The following is a 24,833-nucleotide window of genomic DNA, read 5'->3' as shown; positions in this document are numbered from 1 at the left end:
CGGCACGCCGTACCCCGCATAAGGGGACCGTAGGACGTGCCAGATAGCCTTCCGCCATGACCACGCTGCAATCCGATGTGCGACGCCGCCGTGCAGTCGCCGCCGCCGGCCTCGTTTCCGCCGGACTGCTCGTCCTGTCGGCCTGCGACAAGCCGACGCCGCGCGTCACCGTCACGGTCGGTTCGACCTCGGTGAGCTCCGAGGCCGCCTGCTACGACGACGGCAACGACCTCGGCCAGGCCAAGGTCGCCAAGTGCGCCCTGGAGAAGGACGACGTCAAGACGATCAAGGTCAAGCAGAGCGAGACCCTGCGCGTCGGCGTCGACGAGAAGATCGCCGACACCGGCTGGGCCCTGTGGATCAACGGCCAGCAGATGACCTACGTCTACAAGAAGTCGTACTACGCCTTCGACGGCGTCGACCTCTTCGCCCAGCAGCAGGGCCAGGCCCCGCAGAAGACGCTGTACATCAGCATCGTCGAGCAGGACAAGACGACCTCGGGCCAGAGCAAGGAACACAAGGGCGTGTGGAACTTCAAGCTGGAGAACTCCGACTACTGATCCGTCGGAGCCGTAGCTGATGCGCATCCTCGTGGCCACCGCCGTCCCGGTCGAACGGGACGCGGTGGCCCGCGCGTTCGAGGGCACGGCGACGGCCGTCGACGTCGTCGCCGTGGGGGTCGGGCCCGCTCTCGCCGCCGCCTCCACCGCCATCGCGCTCACCATGGCCGCCGTGGAGGGTGCTCCCTACGGCCTCGTCGTCTCCGCCGGGATCGCCGGCGGGTTTCTGCCGCACGCGCCGCTCGGGTCGCTCGTCGTCGCCGACGAGATCACCGCGGCCGACCTCGGGGCCGAGACCGCCGAGGGGTTCGTGCCGGTGACCGAGCTGGGGTTCGGGGTCGTCACCCACCGTCCGCCCGAAACACTCGTACGGTCCGCCGTGGCCGCGACCGGAGGCCGGGCCGGAGCCGTGCTCACCGTCTCCACGGTGACCGGTACGGCCGCCCGCGCGACCGCCCTGCGAGAACGCCACCCCACCGCCCTCGCCGAAGCCATGGAGGGCTTCGGGGTCGCCGAGGCGGCGGGGGCGCACGGGGTGCCCGTGCTGGAGATCCGTGCCGTCTCCAACCCGGTCGGTCCGCGCGACCGGGCCGCCTGGCGGATCGGCGACGCGCTCGCGGCCCTGACGGAGGGGTTCGGGAAGCTGGCGCCTGTACTGGAGGGTTGGAAACACCATGACGACTGAGCCGCTGCAGATCGCGTACTCCCCCTGCCCGAACGACACGTTCGTCTTCGACGCGCTGGCCCATGGCCGGGTGCCGGGGGCGCCTTCGCTGGACGTGACCTTCGCCGACATCGACATCACCAACGGGATGGCGGAGCGCGGTGAGTTCGATGTGCTGAAGGTGTCGTACGCCGTGCTGCCGTACGTCCTCGACGAGTACGTGCTGCTGCCGTGCGGGGGTGCGCTGGGGCGGGGATGCGGGCCGCTGGTGCTGACGCGGGAGCCCGGCGTGGACCTCACCGGCCGTACCGTCGCCGTGCCGTCCGAGCGGTCGACGGCGTATCTGCTGTTCCGGCTGTGGGCGGCGGACGTCCTCGATGGCGGGGTCGGGGAGATCGTCGTGCTCCCGTTCCACGAGATCATGCCGGCCGTGCGGGACGGTCGCGTGGACGCGGGGCTCGTCATTCACGAGGCGCGCTTCACGTATCAGAACTACGGGCTGCACAAGCTCGCGGACATGGGCGAGCACTGGGAGTCGACGACGGGGTTGCCGATTCCGTTGGGGGCGATCATCGCCAAGCGCGCTCTCGGTGCCGAGCGGCTGAAGTCGCTCGCCGAGTCCATCCGTACGTCCGTGCGGGCCGCTTGGGACGAGCCCGAGATTTCCCGGCCTTATGTCATGGAACATGCGCAGGAGATGGATCCCGCTGTCGCCGATCAGCACATTGGTTTGTACGTCAACGAGTTCACCGCGGACCTCGGGGAGGACGGATACGCGGCGATTCGGGGACTGCTGACCCGGGCGGCGGCGGAAGGCCTTGTGCCCGCTCTGGGGCCCGACGCGTTGTCGTTCACACTCCGCTGAACAGTTTCCTTAACCGGCGATGGCCGCAGCTCTCAATCAGCAGTCGGAGCGCCCCGGAGGACCAGGCCGCCAATCCTCCCGAGCCATCAACAGCAGAATCGCATCAGCCATACCCGGTCCTCCCGGACCACTTCAATTCTCAAGGAATCGCATCCTGGGCCAGGAGGCGCGGAGCGCCGCAGGGCCATCGCGTCTGCTCGGCCGGCGAGGGGCGGCCGAGTCTCTCGTCCGCTCACAGCGCTGGCACACGACAAGCGGTTCACTCGTTCAGGTGATCGACTTCGAACGTGCCGTGGGCTGTCGTGCGGGTGTGTACGTTCGGTGCTTGTGAAGCTGGTGGTGCAGGTCAGGCTGCTGCCGACGCCCGAGCAGGCGGCGGCCCTGGAGGCAACTCTGCACGCCTGCAACGAGTCCGCCACCTGGGTGAGCGAGGTGGCCTTCGCGCGCGGGGAGTTCAAGAACTTCACCCTGCGCCGACACACCTACGACACCGTCAAGTCCCGCTGGGGCCTGGGCGCCCAGGCAGCCCAGCACGTCATCAAGAAGACGTGTGACGCGTACACCACGCTGAAGGCGAACCTGAAGGCCGGAAACCTCGGCAGGCCCGGCTCCAGGCGCTACCGCCGGGCGGCCGAGAAGCCGGTCGTCTTCCGCCCGCAGGGCGCGCAGCCCTACGACGACCGCATGCTGTCCTGGCAGATCCCCGGCCGCACGGTGTCGATCTGGACCACCGGCGGGCGGGTCAAGAGTGTGGCGTTCACCGCCTCTGCGGAGCAGCTGGCCACCCTGGCCCTGTACCGCAAGGGCGAGTCCGACCTGCTGGAGCGGGACGGCATGTGGTTCCTGAACGCCACCTGCGAGGTGCCCGAAGCACCCTTGAACACCGAGCCGGTGGACTTTCTCGGCATCGACCTGGGCATCGTGAACATCGCCACCACCTCCGACGGCGAGATCCTGGCCGGACGCGAACTCAACCGGATCCGTGCCCGCGAGCGCGGCCTGCGCGCCAAGCTGCAGAAGAAGAACACTCCGTCCGCCAAGCGCCGACTGAAGAAGCGGCGGCGCAAGGAGGCCCGGAGGGCCAAGGACATCAACCACAAGATCGCGAAACATGTGGTGGCCGAGGCGGAACGCACCGGTCGCGGGATCGCCCTGGAAGACCTCACGGGCATCCGCGAGCGGGTACGGCTTCGCAAGCCCCAACGGGCCACCCACTCCAGCTGGTCGTTTGCCCAGCTGGGGCAGTTCATCGCGTACAAGGCCCGCCGGGCGGGGGTGCCGGTGATGTACGTCGATCCGGCGTACACCTCCCGCACCTGCGCCGAATGCGGCCACATCGACCAGGCGAACCGCGTCTCCCAGGCCTGGTTCGCGTGCCGGTCCTGCGGATTCGTTGATCACGCAGACCGCAACAGCTCCCGCAACATCCGCGCCAGAGCGTGGGAGTTGTGGCGACGCGGGGCCCAGTCAGCGGCCCCTGCCCCGCCCCGGACACTTCGGGGCGGGACTGGACGCAAACGCAGCATCACCGCCAGTGATGCCCGTTGTGCAAGCCCGGCGCTTTAGCGCTGGGCAGTTGACCATTCCCAGGACTCGGTGGATCAGGAAGCCGGCGAGCGGCAGTTCCACGCACACCGCCAATGCCGCCGACCACCAGACATCCGGGGTGCCCAGGGCCAGCGACACGTCGAACCACGCGTCGCAGACCAGCAGGGCACCCGTCGACACGGCCGCCACCACGACCCCCCGGTGGCGGCGCCAGCCGAGCAGGGCCGTGGCGGCCATCGCCACCAGGAGCAGGACGTCGAAGCCGACCCAGGTGGTACGCCACTGGCGGACCGTGTAGCCGCTGGGCAGCGTGAACGCCAGCAGGATCGTCCACGGGACCAGGCCCACGGCACACACCGTGAGCAGTTCCAGGGTGTGCCGCCGCTGCCGCCGGATGTGCTCCAGCAGCTGCGGGGACGGCGCCTCGGTCCGTATCTCGCTCACTAGACGTCGAGTTGGTCGGCCACCGCTCGCAGGAGACCGGCGATCTTCCCGCCCGCTGCCTTGTCGGGGTAGCGGCCGCGCTCCAGCATCGGCGTGATGTTCTCCAGAAGGGTCGTCAGATCCTGGACGATGGAGGCCAGTTCGTCCGGCTTCTTGCGCGTCGCCGCCGCGACCGAGGGGGTCGGGTCGAGGATGGCCACCGAAAGGGCCTGGTCACCGCGCTGCCCGGCGACCACTCCGAACTCCACCCGCTGACCGGGCTTGAGCGTCTCGACTCCGGCAGGGAGGACGGAGGAATGGACGAAGACGTCACCGCCGTCGTCGCGGGAGAGAAAGCCGAAGCCCTTCTCACTGTTGAACCACTTGACCTTGCCGGTAGGCACGTCTGTCCTCGTCCTCGTACTCGTCGGAAAACTGCTTCTGAAATGGCTCTTGATAGCACTGGGGCGGGTCGTCGGGACCCGCCGGTACCAAGGCTAATGGTCTTCAGGCCGGTGACAAGACGTCGCCCGGTTGTTCCTTCGCGCAGGGAACTACCCTGGTCCGGTGCGTGACAAAACCCAAACGAATTCCGCCGCTCCCGGTGACCGACTGATCCGTGCCGGAGCCATCGTCTTCTTCATCGGTGCGGTGGCCACTCTGGTCACCGTGGCCCCGTTCCTGCTCGGAACGACGCCTTTTCCGACGTACATGTTCGGATTGAGCATGCTCATGGCCGTCGGGTTCGTGGTGGCCGGCGCGGGCGTTCTGCAATCGGTCGCCGCGGGAAGGCGTCAGGCGCGGGCCGGAAGGCAGCCCGCACGGTAGTCCGAAAACCACCCCGGGAACTCGGTGAGATCTCCGAGGACGACATCGGCTCCGGCCTCGCTCAGTTCCTCGGCGGTGCACGGTCCCGTGGGCACCGCGACCGAGAGCGCCTCGGCGATCCGCGCCCCGCGCACATCGCCGGTGTGGTCGCCGACGTACACGCTCGCGCCGTGCTCGCGCAGCGCCTCGCCCTTCTGCTCGGCCCACAGGTTGCCGATCACCGCGTCCGGCTCCATGCCCAGGTGCTCCATGTGCAGCTTGGCGTTGGGCTCCCACTTGGCCGTCACGACGATCGCCCGCCCTCCGGCCGCCTGTACGGCGCCGATGGCCTCGCGGGCGCCGGGCAACGCCAGGGTCCCGGTGATGGCGTACGACGGGTAGAGCTCGCGGTAGAGGCCCGACATGGCCGGTATGCGGTCCGCCGGGAACCAGTGCGCCATCTCCTCCTCCAGCGGCGGCCCGAGCCGCGTGACCACCAGGTCGGCGTCGACGTACGTCCCCGTCCGCTCCGACAGCTCCACCCAGCAGGCGTGGATGCCGGGGCGGGAGTCGACGAGCGTCATGTCGAGGTCGAAGCCGACGGTCGGGGCGGTGATGCTCGTAGAGGCCATATGGGCCATTGTGCCCGGGCGGCGGGGCGCGCAGACACCGGATTTCCGCGGCCTACCGCTGCCGCTGCGAACGCCACACCAGGAACAGCGCCGACGCCACGGCCGCGCCCCGCACCACCCATGGCCAGGTCTCGGAGATCGCGTCGTTCATGTGGCCCTGGGCGATGGGCTCGCCCCAGCGGCCCTCGTTGCGCCCCCACAGCCAGACGAGCCCCGCGGTGAGCGAGAGCCCGGGCAGGAACACCACGGCCCATTTGGTCTCGGTGTCGGTCAGCCGGCGCGAGGCCCAGGCGATGAGCCAGCCGACGACCAGGACGAGCAGGTTGCCGAGCACGGCACCGGCGACGAGCGCGGCGGCGGCGAGCAGGAGGAGGGGGTTGCTCCAGCCGCCTCCTCCTCCGGAGCCCGCGGCCCGGAAGAAGGGGCGCCGGCGGGCCGGGGCGGCCTCGACGACCGGTTCGGCGGCCTTGGTGACCGTCTTCGGCCTCCACCAGGCCGTACGGGTCCTCACCACCGGCGCCTGCGCCACCTGCTCCACGGCCGGCGGGGGCTCGGGTTTCTTCTCCTCCTTGGGCGGCGGGGGCTTCAGCAGCTCCGGGATCTCCACTCCGCCCACGAAGCCCGGCACGCTGTCGCCGACGCCGAAGGGACTGCTGTCCACCCGCCACCAGTCGGGCTGCGCCGCACTGTCGCCGAGCTCGTCCAGGCCGGCCAGATGCGGGCCGTGGGACGTGTCGCGGTCGGCGGCCGGGGCGGGCTGCGGCGGGGTCCCGGGGCGCGGCCGGGGGACGACCTTGCGCAGTCCCTTGGGCCGCTCGGTCTCCTCCGGCTCCCGGTCCCGCTGTACGGGCATGGAGACGACCGGTGTCTGCGGGGCACTGCCCGCCGTGCCTCCGGCGGCGGTGACCACCTCGTCGGGGCTGCCCAGTCTGGCGATGATCCGGCGGACGGCGGCGGGCGAGTCCACGGTGACCTTGGCGCGCCGCCGGTCGATCTCGTTGCGCAACTCGGAGACGAGTCTCATGCGGGTGGACGACGGCAACTGCCGCTGCTGCGCGACGTCTCCGACGCGGCTCAGATACTCGTAGACGACCTGGTCGCTCTCGATACCCACGAAGTCCCCTCCGGGGTTGGTGCGTTGGCTCCCCCGTGGGACGAAACTAGCGCACCGCCCCCGGGGGCGCGCACCCCCGCCGACCGCACCTGCTCGGTCCGGCCGCCGCAGGCAACCCGCTACCGTTGGTCGGATGAGCCACCCGGCCGTTCCGCCGCGCTCCCTCGCGGAAGCGCTCCGGGCCAGGGACGACGTCTCCCTGGCCGCGCTTCTGCGTGCCCGCCCCGACCTCATCACCCCCGTGCCCACGGACCTGACCCAGCTCGCGACACGGGCCGGGACACGGGCGTCGGTGGTGCGGGCGCTGGAGCGGCTGGACCGTTTCGCGCTGCAGACGGCGGAGGCGCTGGCGGTGGCCGCGGACCCGGCGCCGTACGAGGAACTGCTGGCGCTGCTGACCGGTGACGGCGGCGACCCGGCCGTCTCGGCGGCGCTCCCCCGCGCCCTTGCGACGCTGCGGGAGCAGGCCCTGGTGTGGGGCGACGACGACCGGCTGCGGCTGGTGCGCACCGCCCGGGAGCTGCTCGCGCCCTCGCCGCAGCATCCGTCGCCGACCGGGCTCGGGCCGACCGTGCAGGAGGCCACGTCGGGGATGTCGCCGGGCCGCATCCAGGACATCGTGACGGCGACGGGGCTCGGCTCGACCCACGACTCGGTCTCGGCGGTGGTGGCGCTGACGGCCCTGTTCACGGACCGGAAGCGGATGTCCGCGCTGCTCGCCGGGCTCCCGGAGGAGTCGCGGGAGGTGCTCTCCCGGCTGGTGTGGGGTCCGCCGTACGGCCAGGTCACCGCCGACCCGGCGGCCCATCTGCGGCGCCTGCTGGACCTGGGGCTGCTGGTGCCGACGGCGCCCGGGACGGTCGTACTCCCCCGGGAGGTGGCCCTGCATCTGCGCGGCGGCCGTGCGCACCGCGCGGTGGAGCCGCTGCCGCCGGCCGTGGAGCCCGCGGCGACGCACCGTCCACAGGTTGTGGACGCGACGGCGGCCGGGCAGGCGTACACCGCGCTCGCGACCGTCGAGGAGCTGCTGAAGGACTGGGACGAGGGCGGGCCCGCGGTGCTGCGGGCGGGCGGCCTCAGCGTCCGCGACCTCAAGCGCACGGCCGTCGCCCTGGACGTGGCGGAACCGGTCGCCGCGTTCTGGGTCGAGCTGGCGTACGCGGCGGGCCTGCTGGCCTCCGACGGCGAGGCGGACGAACGGTACGCGGCGACCCCGGCCCACGACGAGTGGCTGGAGCAGCCCGCGGCACAGCGCTGGGCCCGTCTGGTGGAGGCGTGGCTGACGGCGACGCGGGTGTCCGGCCTGGTGGGCGGCCGGGACGCGAAGGAACGCACGCTGTCGACGCTGGGCCCGGGACTCGACCGCAGTGCGGCGCCGGAGGTACGGCACCGGGTGCTGACGCTGCTGGCGGGGCTGCCGGAAGGGGCGTCGCCGTCGAAGGAGTCGGTGCTGGCCCGGCTGCGCTGGGAGCGTCCGCTGCGGGGGCCGCAGCGCGAGGACGACCTGCGGTCACGGCTCGCCGAGTGGACGCTGGCGGAGGCGGAGCTGCTGGGCGTGACGGGACGAGGGGCGCTGTCGGGGCACGGGCGGGCGTTGCTGGGCGCGGCCGCGCCGAAGACGCCGGACCAGGCACCGGAGGGCCCCGGGGACAAGCTGCCCGTGCACCATCGCCCCACCGTCGCCGAACCCCTCTCCCCCGCCGAGCAGGCCTCCGCGTCCGCCGCGGCCGCCCGGCTGCTCGCGCCGTTGCTGCCCGAGCCGCTGGACCACGTTTTGCTGCAGGCCGACCTGACCGCGGTGGCCCCCGGCCCGTTGCAGCGGTCGCTGGCCGAGGTCCTTGACGTGCTGGCCGACGTGGAGTCGAAGGGCGGGGCGACGGTCTACCGCTTCACCCCCGGCTCGGTACGCCGTGCCCTGGACGCCGGCCAGTCCGCCTCCGACCTGCACGCCTTCCTCGCCGCGCACGCGCGGACGCCGGTGCCGCAGCCGCTGACGTATCTGATCGACGACGTGGCGCGCAGGCACGGCCACCTCAGGGTCGGCGCGGCCTCCGCGTACGTCCGCTGCGACGACGACGCCCTCCTCAACGAGATCCTCGCCGACAAGCGCGCCGCGGGCCTGCGCCTGCGCCGCCTGGCCCCGACCGTGCTGGCCGCGCAGGCCGACCCGGCGTCACTGCTGGACGGCCTGCGCGCGATGGGCTTCGCACCGGCCGCCGAGTCCGCCGAGGGCGACGTCCTGATCACCCGTGCCCACGCCCACCGCACCCCGCCCCGCACGGCCCCCGAACCCGTCCCGGACGGCCCCCCGATCCCCGACGCGACCCTCCTGACGGCCGCGATCCGGGCGATCCGGGCAGGTGACCTGGCCTCGACGACCCCCCGCAGACAGACCGACCGGCCGCCGCCCGCCACCGGCGAGCTCCCCCGCACCAACTCCGCCGAGACCCTCGCCACCATGCAGGCCGCCGTCCTCACCGGCGAGGCGCTGTGGATCGGTTACGTCAACGCCGAGGGCGCCGCCAGCCAGCGCCTCATCGCCCCCGTGCGCGTCGAGGGCGGCTTCGTCACGGCCTACGACCACACCGCGGACGAGGTCCGCACGTATCCGCTGCACCGGGTGACCGGGGTGGCGGAGCTGGCGGACGAGGCGTAGGGCTCGAAACCGGCGCTTCCGGGGCGGGCGGATGGGAAACGTCTCCTGGACAGGACCGCGTGTCCGGCACATTCGGTGTCTTCGGCGAAGGGGACTTCATGGCAACGACGATCCGCAGGGCGGTCATCCCCGCGGCGGGGCTGGGATCCCGTCTCCTGCCCCTGACGAAGGCGACCCCGAAGGAGATGCTGCCGGTCGGCGACAAGCCGGTCATCGAGCACACCGTCCGGGAACTGGTGGCGTCCGGCATCACGGACATCACCATCGTCGTCTCCGGCGGCAAGGGCCTGATCCAGGACCACTTCCGCCCCAATCCGACCCTCGTCGCGCAACTGCGGACGGACAACAAGACGGCCTACGCCGACGCCGTGGAGGAGGTCGGCGAACTCTCCCGGCTCGGGCACATCACCTATCTCGACCAGCACGGCCCGTACGGCAACGGCACGCCCGTCCTCAACGCCGCGCGCAACGTCGGCGACGAGCCGATCCTGGTCCTGTGGCCGGACGACGTCTTCGTGGCCGAGGTCCCGCGCGCCCAGCAGCTGATCCGCGCCTACGAGGCGACCAGCTGCCCGGTCCTCGCCCTGCTGCCGATGGACCCGGCCGACTCGCAGCGCTACGGCGTGCCCCGGGTCAAGGAGGACCTCGGCGACGGGCTGCTGCGCATCACCGGCCTGGTCGAGAAGCCGAAGCCGCAGGACGCGCCCTCCGCCTACGCGGCCATCGGCGGCTATGTCATCACTCCCGGCATCATCGAGGAGCTGCGCAGCCAGACCGAGCGCTGGTACGAGCACCGGACCGGCGAGATCTACCTGACGGACGCCATCAACGCCTACGCGAGCAGCAAGGCCGTCTACGGCCAGGTCATCCAGGGCCGCTGGTACGACACCGGCAATCCGCTGGCCTACCTCACGGCCCAGTTCGCCGCCGCGCTCGCCGACCCGGAGTACGGCCCCCACCTGCGCCGGCTGGCCGAGCTCGCCGAGGACCGGCCCTGACGGTCAGCAGTCCACGACGGCGGCGCCCGCGGGCAGCCCGAAGTGGGCGCGGGCCTTGTCCTCCAGGGCGCGGGAGGACATCGAGTCCTGCGCGAGCGAGGCCCCGACGACCCCGAAGCGCTCCCTCGTCCAGCGGGCGTTCCCGGCACCGTCGGGGGCCTCCTCCCGCGACACGACCCGGTAGCCGCCCGCGGCCGCGTCGTCCCGCTCCAGCCGCACCACCTGCGGGACCTGCCCGGCGCTGCACTCGACCAGGGAGTCGTCGTGCACGCCGTACTCCACGCACAGCGTGGTGACGTCCGCCCGCACGTCGCCCCCGTGCTCCTGGAGACCGAGCGCCTCCGCCCGGCAGAACCAGCGTGCCCTCAGTGCGGGCACCGTCTCGCCGTATCCGCTGCCCCGCGCGTCGGACGAGATCCGGGCCTCGATCACCGGCCGGACCTCGTCCCACAGCCGCGTGTCGACAGTGGCCGCCGGCCACATCGCGTAGGCACCCGTCGCCACCAGCACCGCGACCGCTCCCCCGCCGACCACCCATCTGCCCGCAGACATCCCCATACGTCCTCCCCGCCGCGCTCCCGTCAGTCAAGACACACGAGCAGGGTCCGGGGTTGCACGCCGCCGACCTCCCTTGATCGTCCCTGATTGAGGCACACTGGACGTTTGGCCCGTGCGGAAGGATGCATGTACGTGAACGGTCCTCTCATCGTCCAGTCCGACAAGACCCTGCTGCTCGAGGTCGATCACGAGCAGGCCGACGAGTGCCGTCGGGCCATCGCGCCGTTCGCGGAGCTGGAGCGGGCGCCCGAGCACATCCACACCTACCGGGTGACGCCGCTGGGGCTGTGGAACGCGCGGGCCGCCGGGCACGACGCCGAGCAGGTGGTCGACGCGCTGGTGCAGTACAGCCGGTATCCGGTGCCGCACGCCCTGCTCGTCGACGTCGCCGAGACGATGGACCGGTACGGGCGGCTCACCCTGAGCAAGCACCCCGCGCACGGGCTCGTGCTCACCACCACCGACCGGCCGGTGCTGGAGGAGATCCTGCGCTCGAAGCGGATCATCCCGCTGGTGGGGGCGCGGCTCGACCCGGACACCGTGGTCGTGCACCCCTCCGAGCGCGGGCAGATCAAGCAGACGCTGCTGAAACTGGGCTGGCCCGCCGAGGACCTCGCGGGGTATGTCGACGGCGAGGCGCACCCGATCGAGCTGGCCGAGGACGGGTGGGCGCTCCGGCCCTACCAGAAGCAGGCGGTGGAGAACTTCTGGCACGGCGGGAGCGGGGTCGTGGTGCTTCCCTGCGGTGCGGGGAAGACCCTCGTCGGCGCCGGGTCCATGGCGCAGGCCAAGTCGACCACGCTGATCCTCGTCACCAACACCGTCTCGGCCCGGCAGTGGAAGCACGAGCTCGTGAAGCGGACCTCCCTGACCGAGGACGAGATCGGCGAGTACAGCGGGACACGCAAGGAGATCCGGCCCGTCACCATCGCCACCTACCAGGTGCTGACGACCCGGCGGAAGGGCGTCTACCCGCACCTGGAGCTCTTCGACTCCCGGGACTGGGGGCTCATCGTCTACGACGAGGTGCACCTGCTGCCGGCGCCCGTCTTCAAGTTCACCGCCGACCTCCAGGCCCGGCGCAGACTCGGTCTGACCGCGACCCTCGTGCGGGAGGACGGGCGGGAGTCGGACGTCTTCTCGCTCATCGGGCCCAAGCGGTTCGACGCGCCGTGGAAGGAGATCGAGGCGCAGGGATACATCGCGCCGGCCGACTGTGTCGAGGTGCGGGTGAACCTGACCGACTCCGAGCGGCTCGCCTACGCCACCGCCGAGCAGGAGGAGAAGTACCGCTTCTGTGCCACGACCGCGACGAAGCGGAAGGTCACGGAGGCTCTGGTACGGCGGTTCGCGGGCCAGCAGATCCTGGTGATCGGCCAGTACATCGACCAGCTCGACGAACTCGGCGAGCATCTGAACGCTCCTGTCATCAAGGGCGAGACCTCCAACGCCCAGCGCGAGAAGCTCTTCGACGCCTTCCGGCAGGGCGAGATCAGCGTGCTGGTGGTGTCCAAGGTCGCGAACTTCTCGATCGACCTGCCGGAGGCGACGGTCGCCATCCAGGTCTCGGGGACGTTCGGATCACGGCAGGAGGAGGCGCAGCGGCTGGGGCGGGTACTGCGCCCGAAGGCGGACGGCCACCAGGCGCACTTCTACTCGGTCGTCGCCCGCGACACGCTCGACCAGGACTTCGCCGCCCACCGCCAGCGGTTCCTCGCGGAGCAGGGGTACGCCTACCGGATCGTGGACGCGGACGAGATCCTGGCGGACGACAGCGCCTGAACCGGAGCCCCGGTCACGGCATCGGGAGGGTGAAGACCAGCACCAGTACGGTCAGCGGCGGCAGCACCGCCACGGCCGCCAGCCATGCGCGCAGGACCGACCAGCGGCGGTGCCGGGGCAGGGCCCAGGAGGCGACGTACGCGGGCAGGGTGACCAGGATCCCGAACTCCAGGATCCCGTAGATCGCGGTCAGCGAGGTCATCAGCGCCGGCGGGCAGTCGTCGGGGCCGCAGGAGTCGGTGGCCATCGCGGAGAGACCGCCGAGGAACAGGGCGGCCGGGCCGAGGAGGACCAGCAGGATCGTCGCGACGAGAGGGGCCACCCAGGCGCGACGGTCCTGGTCGGTGGCGTAAACCGGTGCGGTCGCTGTCGTCATGCGTCCGAGTGAACCGCCCGAGGGGGCGGGCAGGCATCGGCTCGGGTACTCATCCCGGACCGTGCCCCGTACTCACCGGCGACGCCGGACGACGCCCGCCTCCTCGCCGTACTCGCCGAGTATCACCACGTCGAAGACGGCACCGGCGAGGACGCGGACGGCTCGGAGGGCCTGGCCGACGCGGTGGCGGGGGGTGAGGCCGGAGACGGGGGTCGCCCCGGACGGGCGACCGGGGGCTGGGGTGAAGGTCGCTGCACTCATGTCTCCATGGTGGCTCTCGAGGCATAAGCAGGGCATCGGTCCCAGGTAGCCACTTCCTGTGCTACCTGAGTACACCCACTGGGTGGAGCCACCCCTACGGGTCGGCGGGCCCGACCCTGAGACGCGGGAAAATTCGTTGGCCGCCTCACACCCCGCCGGTCTAGAATCTCCGCTCTTGCCCGCCTCCCTCCCGGAGCGCCGCCGACCGGACGGAAACCGGTCGGCACCTCGCTGCCGTCCACCCGGCAGCCCCACCCCGCAGCACCTTCGGAGGCACCCCCTTGTCCAGGCCGCCCACGCCCGTGTCCGTAGCCGACGACCCCCTCGCCCGCGAACGCTCCCACCTCGCCGGCTCCCGAGCCGCACTGCGCGCCATGCGTGAGGACGCCGAGTCGCTGGACATCAAGGACGTCACCGCGAACTGGGTCAACGCCGAGGTCCTGGCCCGTCAGATCGGCGAGCGCATCAAGTCGCTGGCCGACCTCAGCGACACCCCCCTCTTCTTCGGCCGCCTCGACTACCTGCACTCCCCCGGCGCCGACCGGGCGGAAGGCGCGGAGGGCGAGCGCTTCTATATCGGCCGCCGGCACGTCCACGACCACGACGGCGACCCGATGGTGATCGACTGGCGGGCGCCGGTCTCGCAGCCGTTCTACCGGGCGTCCAAGAAGGACCCGATGGACATCGGGCTGCGCCGCCGATTCGGCTACACGCGCGGCGAGATCACGGCCTACGAGGACGAACACCTCTCCGACCCCGCCGAGGCCGCGACCACCAGCAAGCTGCTCCAGCAGGAGATCGAGCGCCCGCGCGTCGGCCCGATGCGCGACATCGTCGCGACCATCCAGCCCGAGCAGGACGAGATCGTACGGTCCGGGCTCGGCGGCACGGTCTGCGTCCAGGGGGGTCCCGGCACCGGGAAGACCGCCGTCGGCCTGCACCGGGTCGCGTTTCTGCTCTACGCCCATCGCGAGCGGCTCGCCCGCACCGGCACCCTCGTCATCGGGCCGAACCGGTCCTTCCTGCACTACATCGAGCAAGTGCTGCCCGCGCTGGGTGAGTTGACGGTGAAGCAGGCGACCGTCGACGACCTGGTGGCGGCGGGCCTGGAGGTGCGCGGCACCGATGACGCGGCTCCCGCCGTCCTCAAGGGCGACGCGAGGATGGCGGACGTGCTCAAGCGGGCCGTGTACTCGCACGTGACCATGCCCGCCGAGCCGGTGATGGTCGTACGCGGGTCGCGCAGGTGGCGGGTCCCGGCGTACGAGATCGAGGAGATCGTCCGGGAGTTGCTCGACCGGGGCATCCGTTACGGCGCCGCCCGCGAGGCGCTTCCGCAGCGCATCGCGCACGCCGTGCTGGTGCAGATGGAGCGGTCAGGGGAGGCGCCGGACGACCGGGTGCAGGACGCGGTGGCCCGCAACGCGGCGGTGAAGGCGGCGGTCAAGGCGATCTGGCCGCCGGTGGATCCGGCGAAGCTGGTGCTCCGGCTGCTGACGGACGCGGACTTCCTCGCCGTCCACGCGGAGGGGATCCTCGACGAGGACGAGCAGAAGACGATCCTGTGGGCGAAGCCGGTCCGTAGCGTGAAGTCGGCCAAGTGGACCGCGGCGGACGCGGTGTTGATCGACGAGACGACGGACATCGTGGAGCGCACGCACTCGCTCGGGCATGTGGTGCTCGACGAGGCGCAGGACCTGTCGCCCATGCAGTACCGCGCGGTCGGCCGCCGCTGCTCCACCGGTTCGGCGACCGTCCTCGGCGACCTCGCGCAGGGCACCACACCCTGGGCGACGCGGAGTTGGGACGAGGCGCTGGCCCACCTGGGCAAATCCGACGGTGTGATCGAGGAGTTGACGGCCGGTTTCCGCGTGCCGACGGACGTCATCACGTACGCCTCCCGCCTCCTCCCGCACATCGCGCCGGGCCTGACCCCGGTCGCGTCGGTCCGGGAGAACCCGGGCTTCTTCGACCTGCGGGAGATCTCCGGACCGGCCGAAGTGGTCGCCGCGTGCGAGGAGTTGCTGCACAACGAGGGCTCGACCGGCCTGATCGCCGCCGACGCCCGCGTCCCGGAGCTGGCGGCGGCGCTGACCGCGGCCGGCATCGGCTACCTGGCCCCCGGTGAGGAGACCACGGCCGAGACCCGTCTGACCCTGGTCCCGGCGTCCCTCGCCAAGGGCCTCGAGTACGACTACGTCGTCCTGGACGAGCCGCAGGCGGTGGTGGACGGCGAACCGGACGAACGCACGGGCCTGCGGCGGCTGTACGTGGCGCTGACCCGAGCGGTGTCGGGCCTGATCGTGACGCACTCGGCGCCGTTGCCGACGGCACTCGCCGACTAGGGCGCCGCGTGCTGCTGCCTGCCAGGTGAGGGTGTGGGGGGCTGGTGGGGCACGTCGAGGACTCGCCGCCACTGCCGTACCGCGTCCGCCGAAACCGGTGCCTCCCACCCGCCCGGCCGCGCCGCCCCGCCGATGTGGAACGCGTCGATCCCCGCCGCCCGCAGCCCCGGCACATGGTCCAGCCGCAGCCCCCCACCCACCAGAAGCTGCTGCTCGTACCCCGGCTCCCCCGCCCTCGACGCCTCCGCGAGGAGCACCGGCAGCCCCTCGTCGACGCCCGCTGCCGAGCCCGCGGTGAGGTAGGTGTCAAGGCCCGGCAGATCGGCCAGCTGCTTCCGCAGCGCGTTCCGGTCGGCGGCATGGTCGATCGCCCGGTGGAACGTCCAGCGGCACCCGTCCAGCACCTCGACGACCCGCTCCACGGCGGCCAGATCGACCTCACCGGCCACATCCAGGAACCCCAGCACGAACTCCTGGGCCCCGGCGTCCCGCACTTCCCGGGCCGCCCGGACCACCCGCGAGACCTCCCCCGCCCCGAACCCGTCCGACAGCCGCAGCATCACCCGCACCGGGATGTCCACGGCGGCCCGGATCGCGCCGACCGTCGAGACCGTCGGCGTCAGACCGTCCGCCGCCATGTCGGTCACGAGTTCCAGCCGGTCCGCGCCTCCGGCCTGGGCGGCGATCGCGTCCTCGGCGTCCAGGGCGATCACCTCCAGGACTGCACGCTTGCTCATGGGACCCCATTCGTCGACGGTCTCGGGCGGCTACAGGTCTAGTCCAATTCCAGAATACGCCGCTACGGGGTCCCCCTCACCAGCGCATCTCAGCCGAAGATGTTCAACTCCTTCGCCTCCGCCCCCGCGAGCTCGTACGCCCGCCCCTCCACCGGACGCCCCGAGTAGAGCCGTACGAGGGTCGCCGCGTCCCCGATGTACCGCGCCGGAGTGCGGTCACCGGCCGCATCGCCCAGGCGGAGCGGTTCGTCCAGGTCGTCGACGTCGGCGTGGAGGGGCAGGTGGCCGCGTTGCCGGGTCGTAAGGGCCAGCAGGGCGAGCGCGTCCGGGAGACCGGGACCCGCGTACGCCCCCGGCTCCCCGAGGACGTCCCGTACGTCCCCCGCGTGCACCCACTCCCCCAGCCCGATGATGTCCAGCACCCCGCCCGCCGCGGCGATCACCGGGCCCGCCTCCGTCATCCCGCGCTCCAGCTCGTCCACGACCTGCTGGTTCGTCCAGTCCGCGCGCTCGGCGATGTCCCGGTCGTTCGACTCGGGCGAGAAGACCCCCTTCTCGAACCGGCCCTCCACCACCCGGATCAGCACGGACGAACAGTGCGCCAGCACGTCCCGCACGCTCCACCCCGGACACGCCCGCGTCGGCAACGCGAAATCGGCGTCGGGGCGGGAGCGCAGGAGGGGGATCAGGGCGTCGCGTTCGCCGGCCAGGAGGCGGCCGGGGAGGTCGGGGTCGCGTACGGCGTCCGCAGTCATGTCTGTGGTCATGGGATCAAACTGCCAGGGGGCGCCGCGCGGGACAATGAGGCCATGGCCGATCTCGACGACCTCCGCGACCGTTTCGCCCATGCCCTGGAGAGGGCCCGTCCCGGGGCCGAGGGCCCCGACCCGGCGCCGTTCGCCGACAACCTGCTGACCCGCTGGCAGGAGCCGCAGCGCCGGTACCACACCGTCCACCACCTGACAGCGGTCCTCGACCACATCGACGTGCTGGAGGAGTACGCGGACGACCCGCACCTGGTGCGTCTCGCGGCCTGGTTCCACGACGCCGTCTACCTCCCGGACCGCTCGGAGAACGAGGAACGCTCCGCCCGACTGGCCGAACGCGCCCTCCCCGAGGCCGGACTCTCCCAGGAAGGCACGGCCGAAGTCGCCCGCCTCGTCCGCCTCACCACCACCCACGCCCCCGCCGACGACGACCGCAACGGCCAGGTCCTCTGCGACGCCGACCTCGCGATCCTCGCCGCCCCGCCCTCCGGCTACGCCGCCTACACGGCCGCCGTACGCGAGGAGTACGGCTTCGTCCCGACCGACGCCTTCCGTGAGGGCCGGTCCGGAATCCTGCGCCAACTGCTGGAGCTGCCACATCTGTTCAGGACGCCGTACGGGGAACGGGAATGGGAGGCCACAGCCCGTTACAACCTCACCTCGGAGCTGGAAATGCTGTCGCTCTGAGGCGGTCGGCGCCTTAGCCTGCCCGCATGGCAGACATGGGCGGGGAACGGGTGACGGAGGCCGTCGCGGACGCGGTGGCGGTTCTGCGGGCGGCGGTGGACCGGGACTGGACGGCCGTGAAGCCGGCCGGGATGGAGTGGAACGTCCACGAGACGGCCTTCCACATCTGCGGCTGCCTGATCGCGTACGCCGCGAACCTGGCCGGAGGCGCCCAGGACGCCTACGTCCCCTTCGACATCACGCTCGACGAGGGCACCGACAACACGGGCCTGCTGCATGTCCTGGAGACAGGCGGCGCCCTGCTCACCGCGGCGGTCCGCACCGCGCCCCGCGAGGCCCGCGCCTTCCACCCGTACCCCTTCCGCAGCGCGAACCGCACGGGCTTCGCCGCGATGGGCGTCACCGAGGTGCTGCTGCACACGTACGACATCGCGCAGGGCCTGGACCTCGACTACGAGCCCCCTGCCCACCTCCCCGAGTACGTCCTCACCCGGATCTTCCCCGAGGTCCAGCCCGGCCCCGACCCCTGGCGCACCCTCCTGTGGGCCACCGGTCGCGGCGACCTGCCCGGCCGCGCCCCGCGCACGGAGTGGCGCTGGAGCAACAACCTCGTCCTGCCCACCGAACGCCTCACCCTCCAGGGCGTCACCCCCGCCTCCGCCGCCGAACTGGCCGCGGGCGGCGACGGTGACTTCGAATGGGTCGAGGACGGCCCCTTCGAAGGCACCCGCGAGGCCGCCGGCATGACCATCAAGGCCTACGAAGCCGGCGTCCACCGCCCGGAGTTCGGCCTCTTCGCCCTCGTACGGCGGGAGGACGGCCGCGCGATCGGCGGCATGGGCTTCCACGGCGCCCCCGACGAGGACGGCCGCGCGGAGGTCGGCTACGACCTCGCCGAGAGCGCCCGAGGCCAGGGCTACGCCACGGAGGCCCTGCGCGCCCTCAGCGACTGGGCCCTGGCCCGCGACGACGTGCGCAGCCTCTGCGCCACCATCGAGCCCGACAACGCCGCCTCGCAGCGGGTGATCGCCCGGGCCGGGTACATCCGGGCGACGGTGGAGGAGGAGCAGGCGTACGGGGAGGCGGAGCCGGGCCTACGGCTGTACGTGCTGCCCGGCCGGGCCGACTGACTCCGACCGCAAAAGCCCCTCGTGGAACTAGAGTTGTCTCTCCAGCACAGCTGACGACGGACACGGCACGGCCGAGGGGGATGGTAACGGCATGAGCGAGCAGGCACTTGACCGGGTCGGAGACGACGGGCAGAGCGGGTCGTTGGACGGGCAGACCCTGCCTTTCTGGGTTACGGCGACCGAGGAGGACGTCGCACTCGCCGCGCAGGACAGCGACACCATGGGCCTGTTGAGCCGCGACGGCGAGGCCGTGCTGCGCGCGGTGCCGCTCGGTCCCCTCCGCAAGAACCTCGCCGACGCCGTCGACGCCCTCCAGCGGATCTTCCAGGAGGTCTCCGATCGCGGCGGCCCGCTTCCGTTGGCCGAAGCCCAGCTTTCCTTCCAGGTCACCGCGAGTGGAGGCGTCCAGTTCGTCGGCTCCGGTCAGGTGCAGAACTCCCGGAGCCTGACGCTGACGTTCAAGCGCCCTGCGTGACCGGTGCGGCCCATGTCACAACACAAGGCGCTGCTCATCGGGGCGAGCGACTACTCCGACAGTCCCGGTTTCGGAGATCTGCCGTTCGTCCGGGACGACCTCCAACGTCTGCGGGAGGTCCTGACCGGCCGTGACATCCAAGCCGACGTCTTCGAGCATCGGCGTGGCATAACGCTGAACACCGTGCGCGGTGCCGTCCACACGTTCCTGCGCGGCGCCCGGCGCGGCGACACACTGTTCGTCGTGGTGAGCGGGCACGGGCTGCACATCGACGGCAAGGACTATCTGGTGCCCGAGGATGCGCCCGACGCGGACTCGTTCACCAAGAGCTGTATCGAGATCGGCTGGCACGAGGAGGTCGAGCGGTCTCTCGCGGAACGAGTCGTCTTCCTGATCGATACCTGCCGCGAGGGCATGACGCCGGACACCAAGTCGATTGCCGGTATGCGGCGCTGGAAGCCCCCGGAGATCCTCGCCACCCTGCGCCGCAGGGTTGCCTACGTCCATGCCTGCGCCGCGCCCGAGGTGGCCCGGTTCGTCAGAGAGACGGACACGCTCCAGGCCGGCTACGACATGGGCACGCAGCAAGGCGAGTCGTTCAGTATCTTCTCGCGCGCAGTCGCCGACGTGATCAACGCCGACCCGCACGCCCTGCGGCTGCGGGAGTTCACCATGCAGGTGCAGCAGCGGGTCGACGAGTACTACCGCGCCTACGGCAAGCCGAATCCCCCACAGCAGGTGAAGCTGACCTGCGAGACGGACGCCGACGGCGGGGACTTCCCGCTGCTGCCCGGCGCTGAGCGGCGGACCGGAGACCACGCCTGGGTGCGCAACGTCGAGAAGTACCCGTGGCACCGCACCTCCGGGCACCCTGCGAGGGAGACCCTCAAGGACGTCTGCCGATCACTCGCAGGTCGGCTGGCCTCGGCGTACGAGGGAGCCGCACGGGTGCTGGACGACGACCCGTGGCACGACACCGAGCTGGCCGAACGCGTCCACAAGCGGCTCGGCTTCCTGGTCGGCCGACTGGACGAGGGCACCCTGTCACCGGCCGAGGCCGCGCTGTCCTTCCTGTCCCCCCTGGTCGCCCAGACCTTCTGGGCCCAGGAGGCGGCCCAGCGGGTCGGTGTCCTCACCGCCGACACCACGGCTGCCGGACCCGACCAGGCCCGCTTCCGCAAGTTCGCCCGGGGGTTTCCTCGGCTCCGGCGGCGTCTGGTCGCGCTGGAGGGCGCAGGCGGCTCCGCCCCGCGCAAAGCGGCCGCCGACGAGGCCACGCAGCGCATCCGCTGGTGGCTCTTCCACCGCTGGCTCATCCAGCAGCCGGACCTGTACACCGCCGAGCGGCTCAAGGAACTCCTCGGTGATGTGACATCCGACGGGGAGTACCCGAGGTGGGTGGCCGACGTCCTCTCCGCCGAGCGTCTGATGCGGCTGGTGAAGGAGCACCGGACCACCCCGTTCACCATGCGCCGCACAGACGCCGACCAGGCGCAGTACGGCTACCGGCCGCTGCACGAGGATCGGGAGGTCATCGAGGCCAGCACCGACGACGAACAACCGTTGCGGACGATCCTGGTCGCCGCCCTCGTCAAAACAGCCCAGGCCATGGCCGTGGACCCGCTGGACCTGCCCGAGATCGTCGTCGAGCACCTCGGTGTGCACGGCAGCGTCAACCTGGAACAGCTCCGGACCACGGTGCGCGAGTCCGACTGGCGGGTCTCCGGTCTGGGCCGCTCCCTCAACGCCGTATGCATGCACCCGGCCGTCCAGGTCGCCCTGCGTGAGCACGCGGCTCGCTTCGACGTTCTCCTGCGCGACATCAACCGCGGCGACGACCCGGCACTCGGCCCGCTCGAAGGGCTCCCGCCGTATGCCGACGGCAGCCTCGTGAGCCTGCACGGCAACACACCCGGCCAGCTCTCTGACGGCATCCGCTTCCAGCTGGCCGAGGACCGTGTGCAGGAACTGCTCATGGGCGAGCAGTTGTACGGCGACAGCGAGCTGGCCGTGCGCGAGCTGTACCAGAACGCCCTGGACGCCGCCCGCTACCGGGAGTGCCGCACGGAGTTCCTGCGGCGCAAGGGCAAGAACCTGGAGCGATACGAGGGCCGCATCGAGTTCTCCCAGGGCGTCCGCCCCGACGGGCGCCCCTATCTCCAGTGCCGTGACAACGGCATCGGCATGGGTATCAAGGAGCTGAGCACCGTCTTCTCCCAGGGCGGCGCCCGCTTCGTCGACCTCTCCGAGTACATCGAGGAACAGGCGGCCTGGGAGGAACTGCCCGGAGAGAAGCTGCGTCTGTACCCCAACTCCCGGTTCGGGATCGGTGTGCTGAGCTACTTCATGCTGGCGGACGAAATCGTCGTGGAGACCTGCCGGATGGGACGGGAGGGGCAGCAGGGCAGGCGGCTTCGGGTGACGATCGCGGGTCCGGGGAACTTCTTCGGGGTGGAGGACTTGGGGCCGGGCGAGGACGCTGGGACAACGGTTCAGCTGCTGCTGAGCCAGGAGCAGCGGGGGGTGTCCTGCGTGGACGCACTGGAAAAGGTGCTGTGGGTGGCGCCTTTTCTTACCACAGCCGAGCGTGGGGCACGCATCCGGAAATGGCTGCCGGGCGAACTCTCGGAGGCTGCGCTCGACACCTTCCGGGGCGGCCGGACCGGTCGCCGGGAGCGCCCGTCCTATGTCCGCTCCCAGGACCCCGACGTTTGGTGGGTCGACGGTTACGGCACCATCCTGGCGGACGGTCTGTACGCGGAAAGCGGGAATCTCATATTCGGCGCCGTGGTCAATCTCCACGGCGACAAGACGCCGGAACTCACGGTGGACCGCAAGAATGTGCGCTCCTACGACCAGGACGATGTTACGGCGCGCTTGATCGCCGCACTTCCCAGCCTCACGGACTCCGGATGCGGCCTGCCTGACAGCAACTGGCTGGAAAACGCCAGTAATTGGTCCATATCCTTTAGTGACCAGGCAGCCGAAGAAGTGATCCGCGCCAATCTGCCCTGGCAGCTGCAGAACCTGCCGCCGGTACCCTTTGACAAGATCGGCTTTTTCGCGCCCGACACCGACCTGCTGCCGCTGATCACTGGCGACTACCGGCACACCGACCACGCGCAGACCGCTTCGTTCTTGGCCAACATGCCTCCGCAGGTGCTGCGCTGGCGTCTGCGGACCCTGTACCGAGCCGGCTTCGGCGGCCACGCTACGCCGACGGACACCGACGGCATGGACCAGCTGTCGGCCCGCCCGTCGGATCTCGTCCTGCTATCCTCCGGCCTGGTCGGGTGGCAGGCCTGGAACGACTGGCTCACGGACTGGCTAATGGGCCCTCGCGCATCCAACTTCCTGAGCAGTTACGCGCCCTCGCAGGCGCTCGCCGACACCGGCCTGATCAGCATCAATTTGCTGTTTCCCTGGCGGGATCCCGCCGCTCCGATCACTCGGGGGACCGTATTCGACCTCAGCAAGGCGGTCGAGCGCCCACCGGCCGAGATCGCGGCGCGCCTGACCGGCCTCGGGTACGAGGTGGAGAGCCTGGGCGGCTGTGCCGCGGCCGTCTGCTCCGACTTGCCCCTCCTCCGCCCCTTGGGCGACCTCTACGGCTGGCTGTCCCCTGGGGCGACGCTGTCCTCCGCCCAGATCGGCGTCAGCGCCGCCCGGTCCGACTGCAGCACGGCGCAAGCCGCCCGAAGGCTCTCCGAGCTGGGCTTCACCGTCCCCACGCGATACCCGGTCCGGGAGACGTGGACCAACGAGGAACGCAGCGTCCTCTCCAGGCTGTGGGAGCCATACGAGAAAGCTCCCTCCACCGTGGCGGCGGTGCACGTCTCGGCGGCCCAGCTGACGTCGGTGTCGCACCTCACGGGCCTGCCTCGGAGCTTCGTCACGGACCTTCTTCGAGAACTCGACTTCGTCCTGCCCCGGGAGGCCTCGCCACTCCCCGAGCTGGCGGACGACGACCGGGTGCTGATCGACCCGACCGTGTTCCGAGTGGACCGCGAGGTTCCGCTGCGCTATGTGGCCGCCGCCGCGCGTCGGCTCAACCAGCCTGCCCGCGACATCGCCTCCAGACTGCGCGAACTCGGCTATCAGGTGGCGCAGATCTCCGAGGAACAAGAGCTGCCGCCCCCTGATGAGATTGACCTTCTCGGAACCGGTCTCGAACTCACCGACACCGAGCGTCCGGTGTCCTTCTTCCAAGTGGTACGAGTCGCCGACCGCGCCGACCGCACCCTGGAGGAGGCGGCCGACCGGCTGCGCTCCTTGGGGTATGGCTTCGAATTCGACCCTGGTGTGCTCTCACGCTTCAGAAAACAGGACGTCGACGTCCTGGTCCGCAACGCCGAAAACGGGGGCTGGAAAGATCCGCAGGAACACGGTCCGGTTTCTCCCGCCGCGCTGCACGCCGTCACGCACCACGTGGACGAGCATCGCTGGAATTGGAACCTGATCGCCGGCTCCCTCACTTCGCTCGGCTTCGACGTCGCAGAGCCCACACACGAGTGGGGCGAGGAACGCCGCGTGGAGTACACCCTCTATCAGTGGCTCACCGACCCGAAGCGCGAAATCCCGCGCAGGACATGGCCACCCGCCCCCGAGGAGGAGATCTCCCTCCTCACCCTCGCCGTGACCGCCATGCGAGCAGGAAAGTCCCTCCGCGAGGCGTCCCAGATGGCGACCGCACTGAACATCCGCCACGAAGCCGAGACCTGGTTCACCCCAGCCCCGGAGGAACCCCCCGCCCCTTCGGCCGCCGCAGTCCCGCCCCCGTGAGCAGCCGCACCACCTCGCGGCTGCTGACCTCCACCGCGCCGGCCGCCACGACGTCCGCGTAGCGGTGCGAGGGGATGTCGTAGTGGTCGCGCTCGAAGGCACGCCTCGGGACGCCCAACTCGTCGGCAAAAGCGTGCAGTTCGTCGAAGGAGACGTCGCTGACGAGGTGTGACCACATCCGGCCGTGTCCCGGCCAGGTGGGTGGGTCGATGTAGACGGTCACGAGGAGGTCCCGCCCATCGCGGCCTCGAGCGAGCCGACCGCCGCGACCTTCACACCCGCCTTGTGGCACACCCAGTGCGGGTCGGGGCCGAGCTCCGGCTCGACCTCCAGGGCGTGCGGGTCACCGGAGCCGCACACCGGGCACAGGGGCCAGCGGCCGTAGCGCTCGAGAAGGGCGTCCTGGACATCCTGGGCGACCAGGCCCGCCACGAACTCGGCGCCCTCGGGCCACTGCTCCACCCACCAGCGCCGCTGTACGACGGAGTCCTCGACCAACGACACCACGTCCGCGGCGGCGACCTCACCGGCGGCCAGGTCGGCGATGACGAGGGCGCGTGCCGTGTGCAGGCTCTGTTCAAGTGGACCGATCGACTCCATGGTGCCATTGTGCGCGCTCTTGACCACGGGCCGGAGCCGAAAATATCTTTCATACGTGCCCCAGGA

Annotated in this window: 24 protein-coding genes; 13 read left to right on the top strand and 11 right to left on the bottom strand. The window is 71.0% G+C overall.

The window, feature by feature from the left end:
* The first annotated feature begins 56 nt into the window (after positions 1-56).
* The 4 genes from M2157_RS26150 to M2157_RS26135 all read left to right on the top strand — a co-directional run bounded on the left by M2157_RS26150 (position 57) and on the right by M2157_RS26135 (position 3,655).
* Positions 57-560: a hypothetical protein gene (locus M2157_RS26150; protein WP_280858420.1), complete on the top strand. Its 504-nt coding sequence runs from the start codon at positions 57-59 to the stop codon at positions 558-560.
* 19 nt (positions 561-579) lie between these two features.
* Complete coding sequence (locus M2157_RS26145; protein WP_280858421.1) at positions 580-1,245, top strand: futalosine hydrolase; 666 nt, start codon at positions 580-582, stop codon at positions 1,243-1,245.
* Complete coding sequence (locus M2157_RS26140) at positions 1,235-2,089, top strand: 1,4-dihydroxy-6-naphthoate synthase (RefSeq protein ID WP_280858423.1); 855 nt, start codon at positions 1,235-1,237, stop codon at positions 2,087-2,089. Before M2157_RS26145 ends, M2157_RS26140 begins: the two co-directional genes overlap by 11 nt.
* 327 nt (positions 2,090-2,416) lie before the next feature.
* On the top strand, positions 2,417-3,655 hold the full coding sequence (locus M2157_RS26135; RefSeq protein WP_280858424.1) for a transposase: 1,239 nt from the start codon (positions 2,417-2,419) through the stop codon (positions 3,653-3,655).
* Here the strand turns inward: M2157_RS26135 and M2157_RS26130 are convergent.
* Positions 3,557-4,081, bottom strand: coding sequence for a hypothetical protein (locus M2157_RS26130; protein WP_280858426.1), 525 nt, complete (start codon positions 4,079-4,081; stop codon positions 3,557-3,559). The genes M2157_RS26135 and M2157_RS26130 overlap by 99 nt on opposite strands.
* Positions 4,081-4,464 (bottom strand): cold-shock protein, encoded by a 384-nt coding sequence (locus tag M2157_RS26125; protein ID WP_007382863.1) that lies wholly within the window; start codon positions 4,462-4,464, stop codon positions 4,081-4,083. The genes M2157_RS26130 and M2157_RS26125 overlap by 1 nt, the downstream gene beginning before the upstream one ends.
* Positions 4,465-4,627: 163 nt before the next feature.
* Between M2157_RS26125 and M2157_RS26120 the strand changes: the two genes are divergently transcribed.
* Positions 4,628-4,888 (top strand): hypothetical protein, encoded by a 261-nt coding sequence (locus M2157_RS26120; protein ID WP_266517622.1) that lies wholly within the window; start codon positions 4,628-4,630, stop codon positions 4,886-4,888.
* Here M2157_RS26120 and M2157_RS26115 read toward each other — a convergent pair.
* Complete coding sequence (locus tag M2157_RS26115) at positions 4,855-5,499, bottom strand: haloacid dehalogenase-like hydrolase (RefSeq protein WP_280858427.1); 645 nt, start codon at positions 5,497-5,499, stop codon at positions 4,855-4,857. The two genes, M2157_RS26120 and M2157_RS26115, sit on opposite strands and share 34 nt — an antisense overlap.
* A 52-nt stretch (positions 5,500-5,551) precedes the next feature.
* Positions 5,552-6,613: a hypothetical protein gene (locus M2157_RS26110; RefSeq protein WP_280858428.1), complete on the bottom strand. Its 1,062-nt coding sequence runs from the start codon at positions 6,611-6,613 to the stop codon at positions 5,552-5,554.
* Positions 6,614-6,746: 133 nt separating this feature from the next.
* Between M2157_RS26110 and M2157_RS26105 the strand changes: the two genes are divergently transcribed.
* Together M2157_RS26105 and M2157_RS26100 are read left to right on the top strand one after the other, a co-directional pair.
* Entirely contained in the window at positions 6,747-9,269 is a 2,523-nt protein-coding gene (locus M2157_RS26105) for a helicase-associated domain-containing protein (RefSeq protein ID WP_280866344.1), read from the top strand.
* A gap of 98 nt (positions 9,270-9,367) precedes the next feature.
* Positions 9,368-10,267 (top strand): UTP--glucose-1-phosphate uridylyltransferase, encoded by a 900-nt coding sequence (locus M2157_RS26100; protein ID WP_280858431.1) that lies wholly within the window; start codon positions 9,368-9,370, stop codon positions 10,265-10,267.
* Between the two features lie 3 nt (positions 10,268-10,270).
* On the opposite strand, the gene M2157_RS26095 is transcribed toward M2157_RS26100, so the two are convergent.
* Positions 10,271-10,819 carry a hypothetical protein gene (locus M2157_RS26095; protein WP_280858432.1) on the bottom strand — a complete coding sequence of 183 codons (549 nt, stop codon included), beginning with the start codon at positions 10,817-10,819 and terminating at the stop codon, positions 10,271-10,273.
* Between the two features lie 138 nt (positions 10,820-10,957).
* Between M2157_RS26095 and M2157_RS26090 the strand changes: the two genes are divergently transcribed.
* Complete coding sequence (locus tag M2157_RS26090; protein WP_280858433.1) at positions 10,958-12,607, top strand: DNA repair helicase XPB; 1,650 nt, start codon at positions 10,958-10,960, stop codon at positions 12,605-12,607.
* Positions 12,608-12,620: 13 nt separating this feature from the next.
* Here M2157_RS26090 and M2157_RS26085 read toward each other — a convergent pair whose 3' ends face one another.
* Positions 12,621-12,983, bottom strand: a complete 363-nt coding sequence (locus M2157_RS26085) for a hypothetical protein (RefSeq protein WP_280858435.1) — start codon at positions 12,981-12,983, stop codon at positions 12,621-12,623.
* A 72-nt stretch (positions 12,984-13,055) separates the two neighbouring features.
* Entirely contained in the window at positions 13,056-13,244 is a 189-nt protein-coding gene (locus tag M2157_RS26080) for a hypothetical protein (protein WP_280858436.1), read from the bottom strand.
* A 374-nt stretch (positions 13,245-13,618) separates the two neighbouring features.
* Here M2157_RS26080 and M2157_RS26075 point away from each other — a divergent pair, with 374 nt between their 5' ends.
* Complete coding sequence (locus M2157_RS26075) at positions 13,619-15,589, top strand: ATP-binding domain-containing protein (RefSeq protein WP_280868272.1); 1,971 nt, start codon at positions 13,619-13,621, stop codon at positions 15,587-15,589.
* Here M2157_RS26075 and M2157_RS26070 read toward each other — a convergent pair.
* Complete coding sequence (locus M2157_RS26070) at positions 15,586-16,326, bottom strand: copper homeostasis protein CutC (protein WP_280858438.1); 741 nt, start codon at positions 16,324-16,326, stop codon at positions 15,586-15,588. The two genes, M2157_RS26075 and M2157_RS26070, sit on opposite strands and share 4 nt — an antisense overlap.
* Before the next feature lie 89 nt (positions 16,327-16,415).
* Positions 16,416-17,093, bottom strand: a complete 678-nt coding sequence (locus M2157_RS26065) for a maleylpyruvate isomerase family mycothiol-dependent enzyme (protein WP_280866343.1) — start codon at positions 17,091-17,093, stop codon at positions 16,416-16,418.
* Positions 17,094-17,135: 42 nt separating this feature from the next.
* Between M2157_RS26065 and M2157_RS26060 the strand changes: the two genes are divergently transcribed.
* From M2157_RS26060 to M2157_RS26045, 4 genes are all read left to right on the top strand, one after another.
* Entirely contained in the window at positions 17,136-17,780 is a 645-nt protein-coding gene (locus M2157_RS26060; protein ID WP_280866342.1) for a hypothetical protein, read from the top strand.
* 26 nt (positions 17,781-17,806) lie between these two features.
* The gene (locus M2157_RS26055) at positions 17,807-18,910 is read left to right on the top strand and encodes a GNAT family N-acetyltransferase (protein ID WP_280866341.1); all 1,104 of its coding nucleotides are present in this window, start codon (positions 17,807-17,809) and stop codon (positions 18,908-18,910) included.
* Between the two features lie 91 nt (positions 18,911-19,001).
* Positions 19,002-19,385, top strand: a complete 384-nt coding sequence (locus tag M2157_RS26050) for a hypothetical protein (protein ID WP_280866340.1) — start codon at positions 19,002-19,004, stop codon at positions 19,383-19,385.
* 12 nt (positions 19,386-19,397) lie between these two features.
* Entirely contained in the window at positions 19,398-24,167 is a 4,770-nt protein-coding gene (locus M2157_RS26045; RefSeq protein ID WP_280866339.1) for a caspase family protein, read from the top strand.
* On the opposite strand, the gene M2157_RS26040 is transcribed toward M2157_RS26045, so the two are convergent.
* Entirely contained in the window at positions 24,109-24,390 is a 282-nt protein-coding gene (locus M2157_RS26040; RefSeq protein WP_280858444.1) for a DUF4031 domain-containing protein, read from the bottom strand. The two genes, M2157_RS26045 and M2157_RS26040, sit on opposite strands and share 59 nt — an antisense overlap.
* The gene (locus M2157_RS26035; RefSeq protein ID WP_280858445.1) at positions 24,387-24,767 is read right to left on the bottom strand and encodes a hypothetical protein; all 381 of its coding nucleotides are present in this window, start codon (positions 24,765-24,767) and stop codon (positions 24,387-24,389) included. Before M2157_RS26035 ends, M2157_RS26040 begins: the two co-directional genes overlap by 4 nt.
* Positions 24,768-24,833: the final 66 nt, after the last annotated feature.

The organism is Streptomyces sp. SAI-127 (assembly GCF_029894425.1).
In the GTDB taxonomy this organism is placed as follows: Bacteria; Actinomycetota; Actinomycetes; order Streptomycetales; family Streptomycetaceae; genus Streptomyces.
The sequence above is the reverse complement of the archived record's forward strand: the minus strand, read 5'-3'. Positions and strand labels throughout refer to the sequence as shown.

What these genes read in the sequence shown, in the direction of transcription:
- M2157_RS26150 (WP_280858420.1), top strand. Translation starts at nt 57, where the DNA reads ATGACCACGCTGCAATCCGATGTGCGACGCCGCCGTGCAGTCGCCGCC.
- M2157_RS26145 (WP_280858421.1), top strand. Translation starts at nt 580, where the DNA reads ATGCGCATCCTCGTGGCCACCGCCGTCCCGGTCGAACGGGACGCGGTG.
- M2157_RS26140 (WP_280858423.1), top strand. Translation starts at nt 1,235, where the DNA reads ATGACGACTGAGCCGCTGCAGATCGCGTACTCCCCCTGCCCGAACGAC.
- M2157_RS26115 (WP_280858427.1), bottom strand. Translation starts at nt 5,499, where the DNA reads ATGGCCTCTACGAGCATCACCGCCCCGACCGTCGGCTTCGACCTCGAC.
- M2157_RS26105 (WP_280866344.1), top strand. Translation starts at nt 6,747, where the DNA reads ATGAGCCACCCGGCCGTTCCGCCGCGCTCCCTCGCGGAAGCGCTCCGG.
- M2157_RS26100 (WP_280858431.1), top strand. Translation starts at nt 9,368, where the DNA reads ATGGCAACGACGATCCGCAGGGCGGTCATCCCCGCGGCGGGGCTGGGA.
- M2157_RS26095 (WP_280858432.1), bottom strand. Translation starts at nt 10,819, where the DNA reads ATGTCTGCGGGCAGATGGGTGGTCGGCGGGGGAGCGGTCGCGGTGCTG.
- M2157_RS26085 (WP_280858435.1), bottom strand. Translation starts at nt 12,983, where the DNA reads ATGACGACAGCGACCGCACCGGTTTACGCCACCGACCAGGACCGTCGC.
- M2157_RS26080 (WP_280858436.1), bottom strand. Translation starts at nt 13,244, where the DNA reads ATGAGTGCAGCGACCTTCACCCCAGCCCCCGGTCGCCCGTCCGGGGCG.
- M2157_RS26075 (WP_280868272.1), top strand. Translation starts at nt 13,619, where the DNA reads ATGCGTGAGGACGCCGAGTCGCTGGACATCAAGGACGTCACCGCGAAC.
- M2157_RS26070 (WP_280858438.1), bottom strand. Translation starts at nt 16,326, where the DNA reads ATGAGCAAGCGTGCAGTCCTGGAGGTGATCGCCCTGGACGCCGAGGAC.
- M2157_RS26065 (WP_280866343.1), bottom strand. Translation starts at nt 17,093, where the DNA reads ATGACCACAGACATGACTGCGGACGCCGTACGCGACCCCGACCTCCCC.
- M2157_RS26060 (WP_280866342.1), top strand. Translation starts at nt 17,136, where the DNA reads ATGGCCGATCTCGACGACCTCCGCGACCGTTTCGCCCATGCCCTGGAG.
- M2157_RS26055 (WP_280866341.1), top strand. Translation starts at nt 17,807, where the DNA reads ATGGCAGACATGGGCGGGGAACGGGTGACGGAGGCCGTCGCGGACGCG.
- M2157_RS26050 (WP_280866340.1), top strand. Translation starts at nt 19,002, where the DNA reads ATGAGCGAGCAGGCACTTGACCGGGTCGGAGACGACGGGCAGAGCGGG.
- M2157_RS26045 (WP_280866339.1), top strand. Translation starts at nt 19,398, where the DNA reads ATGTCACAACACAAGGCGCTGCTCATCGGGGCGAGCGACTACTCCGAC.
- M2157_RS26035 (WP_280858445.1), bottom strand. Translation starts at nt 24,767, where the DNA reads ATGGAGTCGATCGGTCCACTTGAACAGAGCCTGCACACGGCACGCGCC.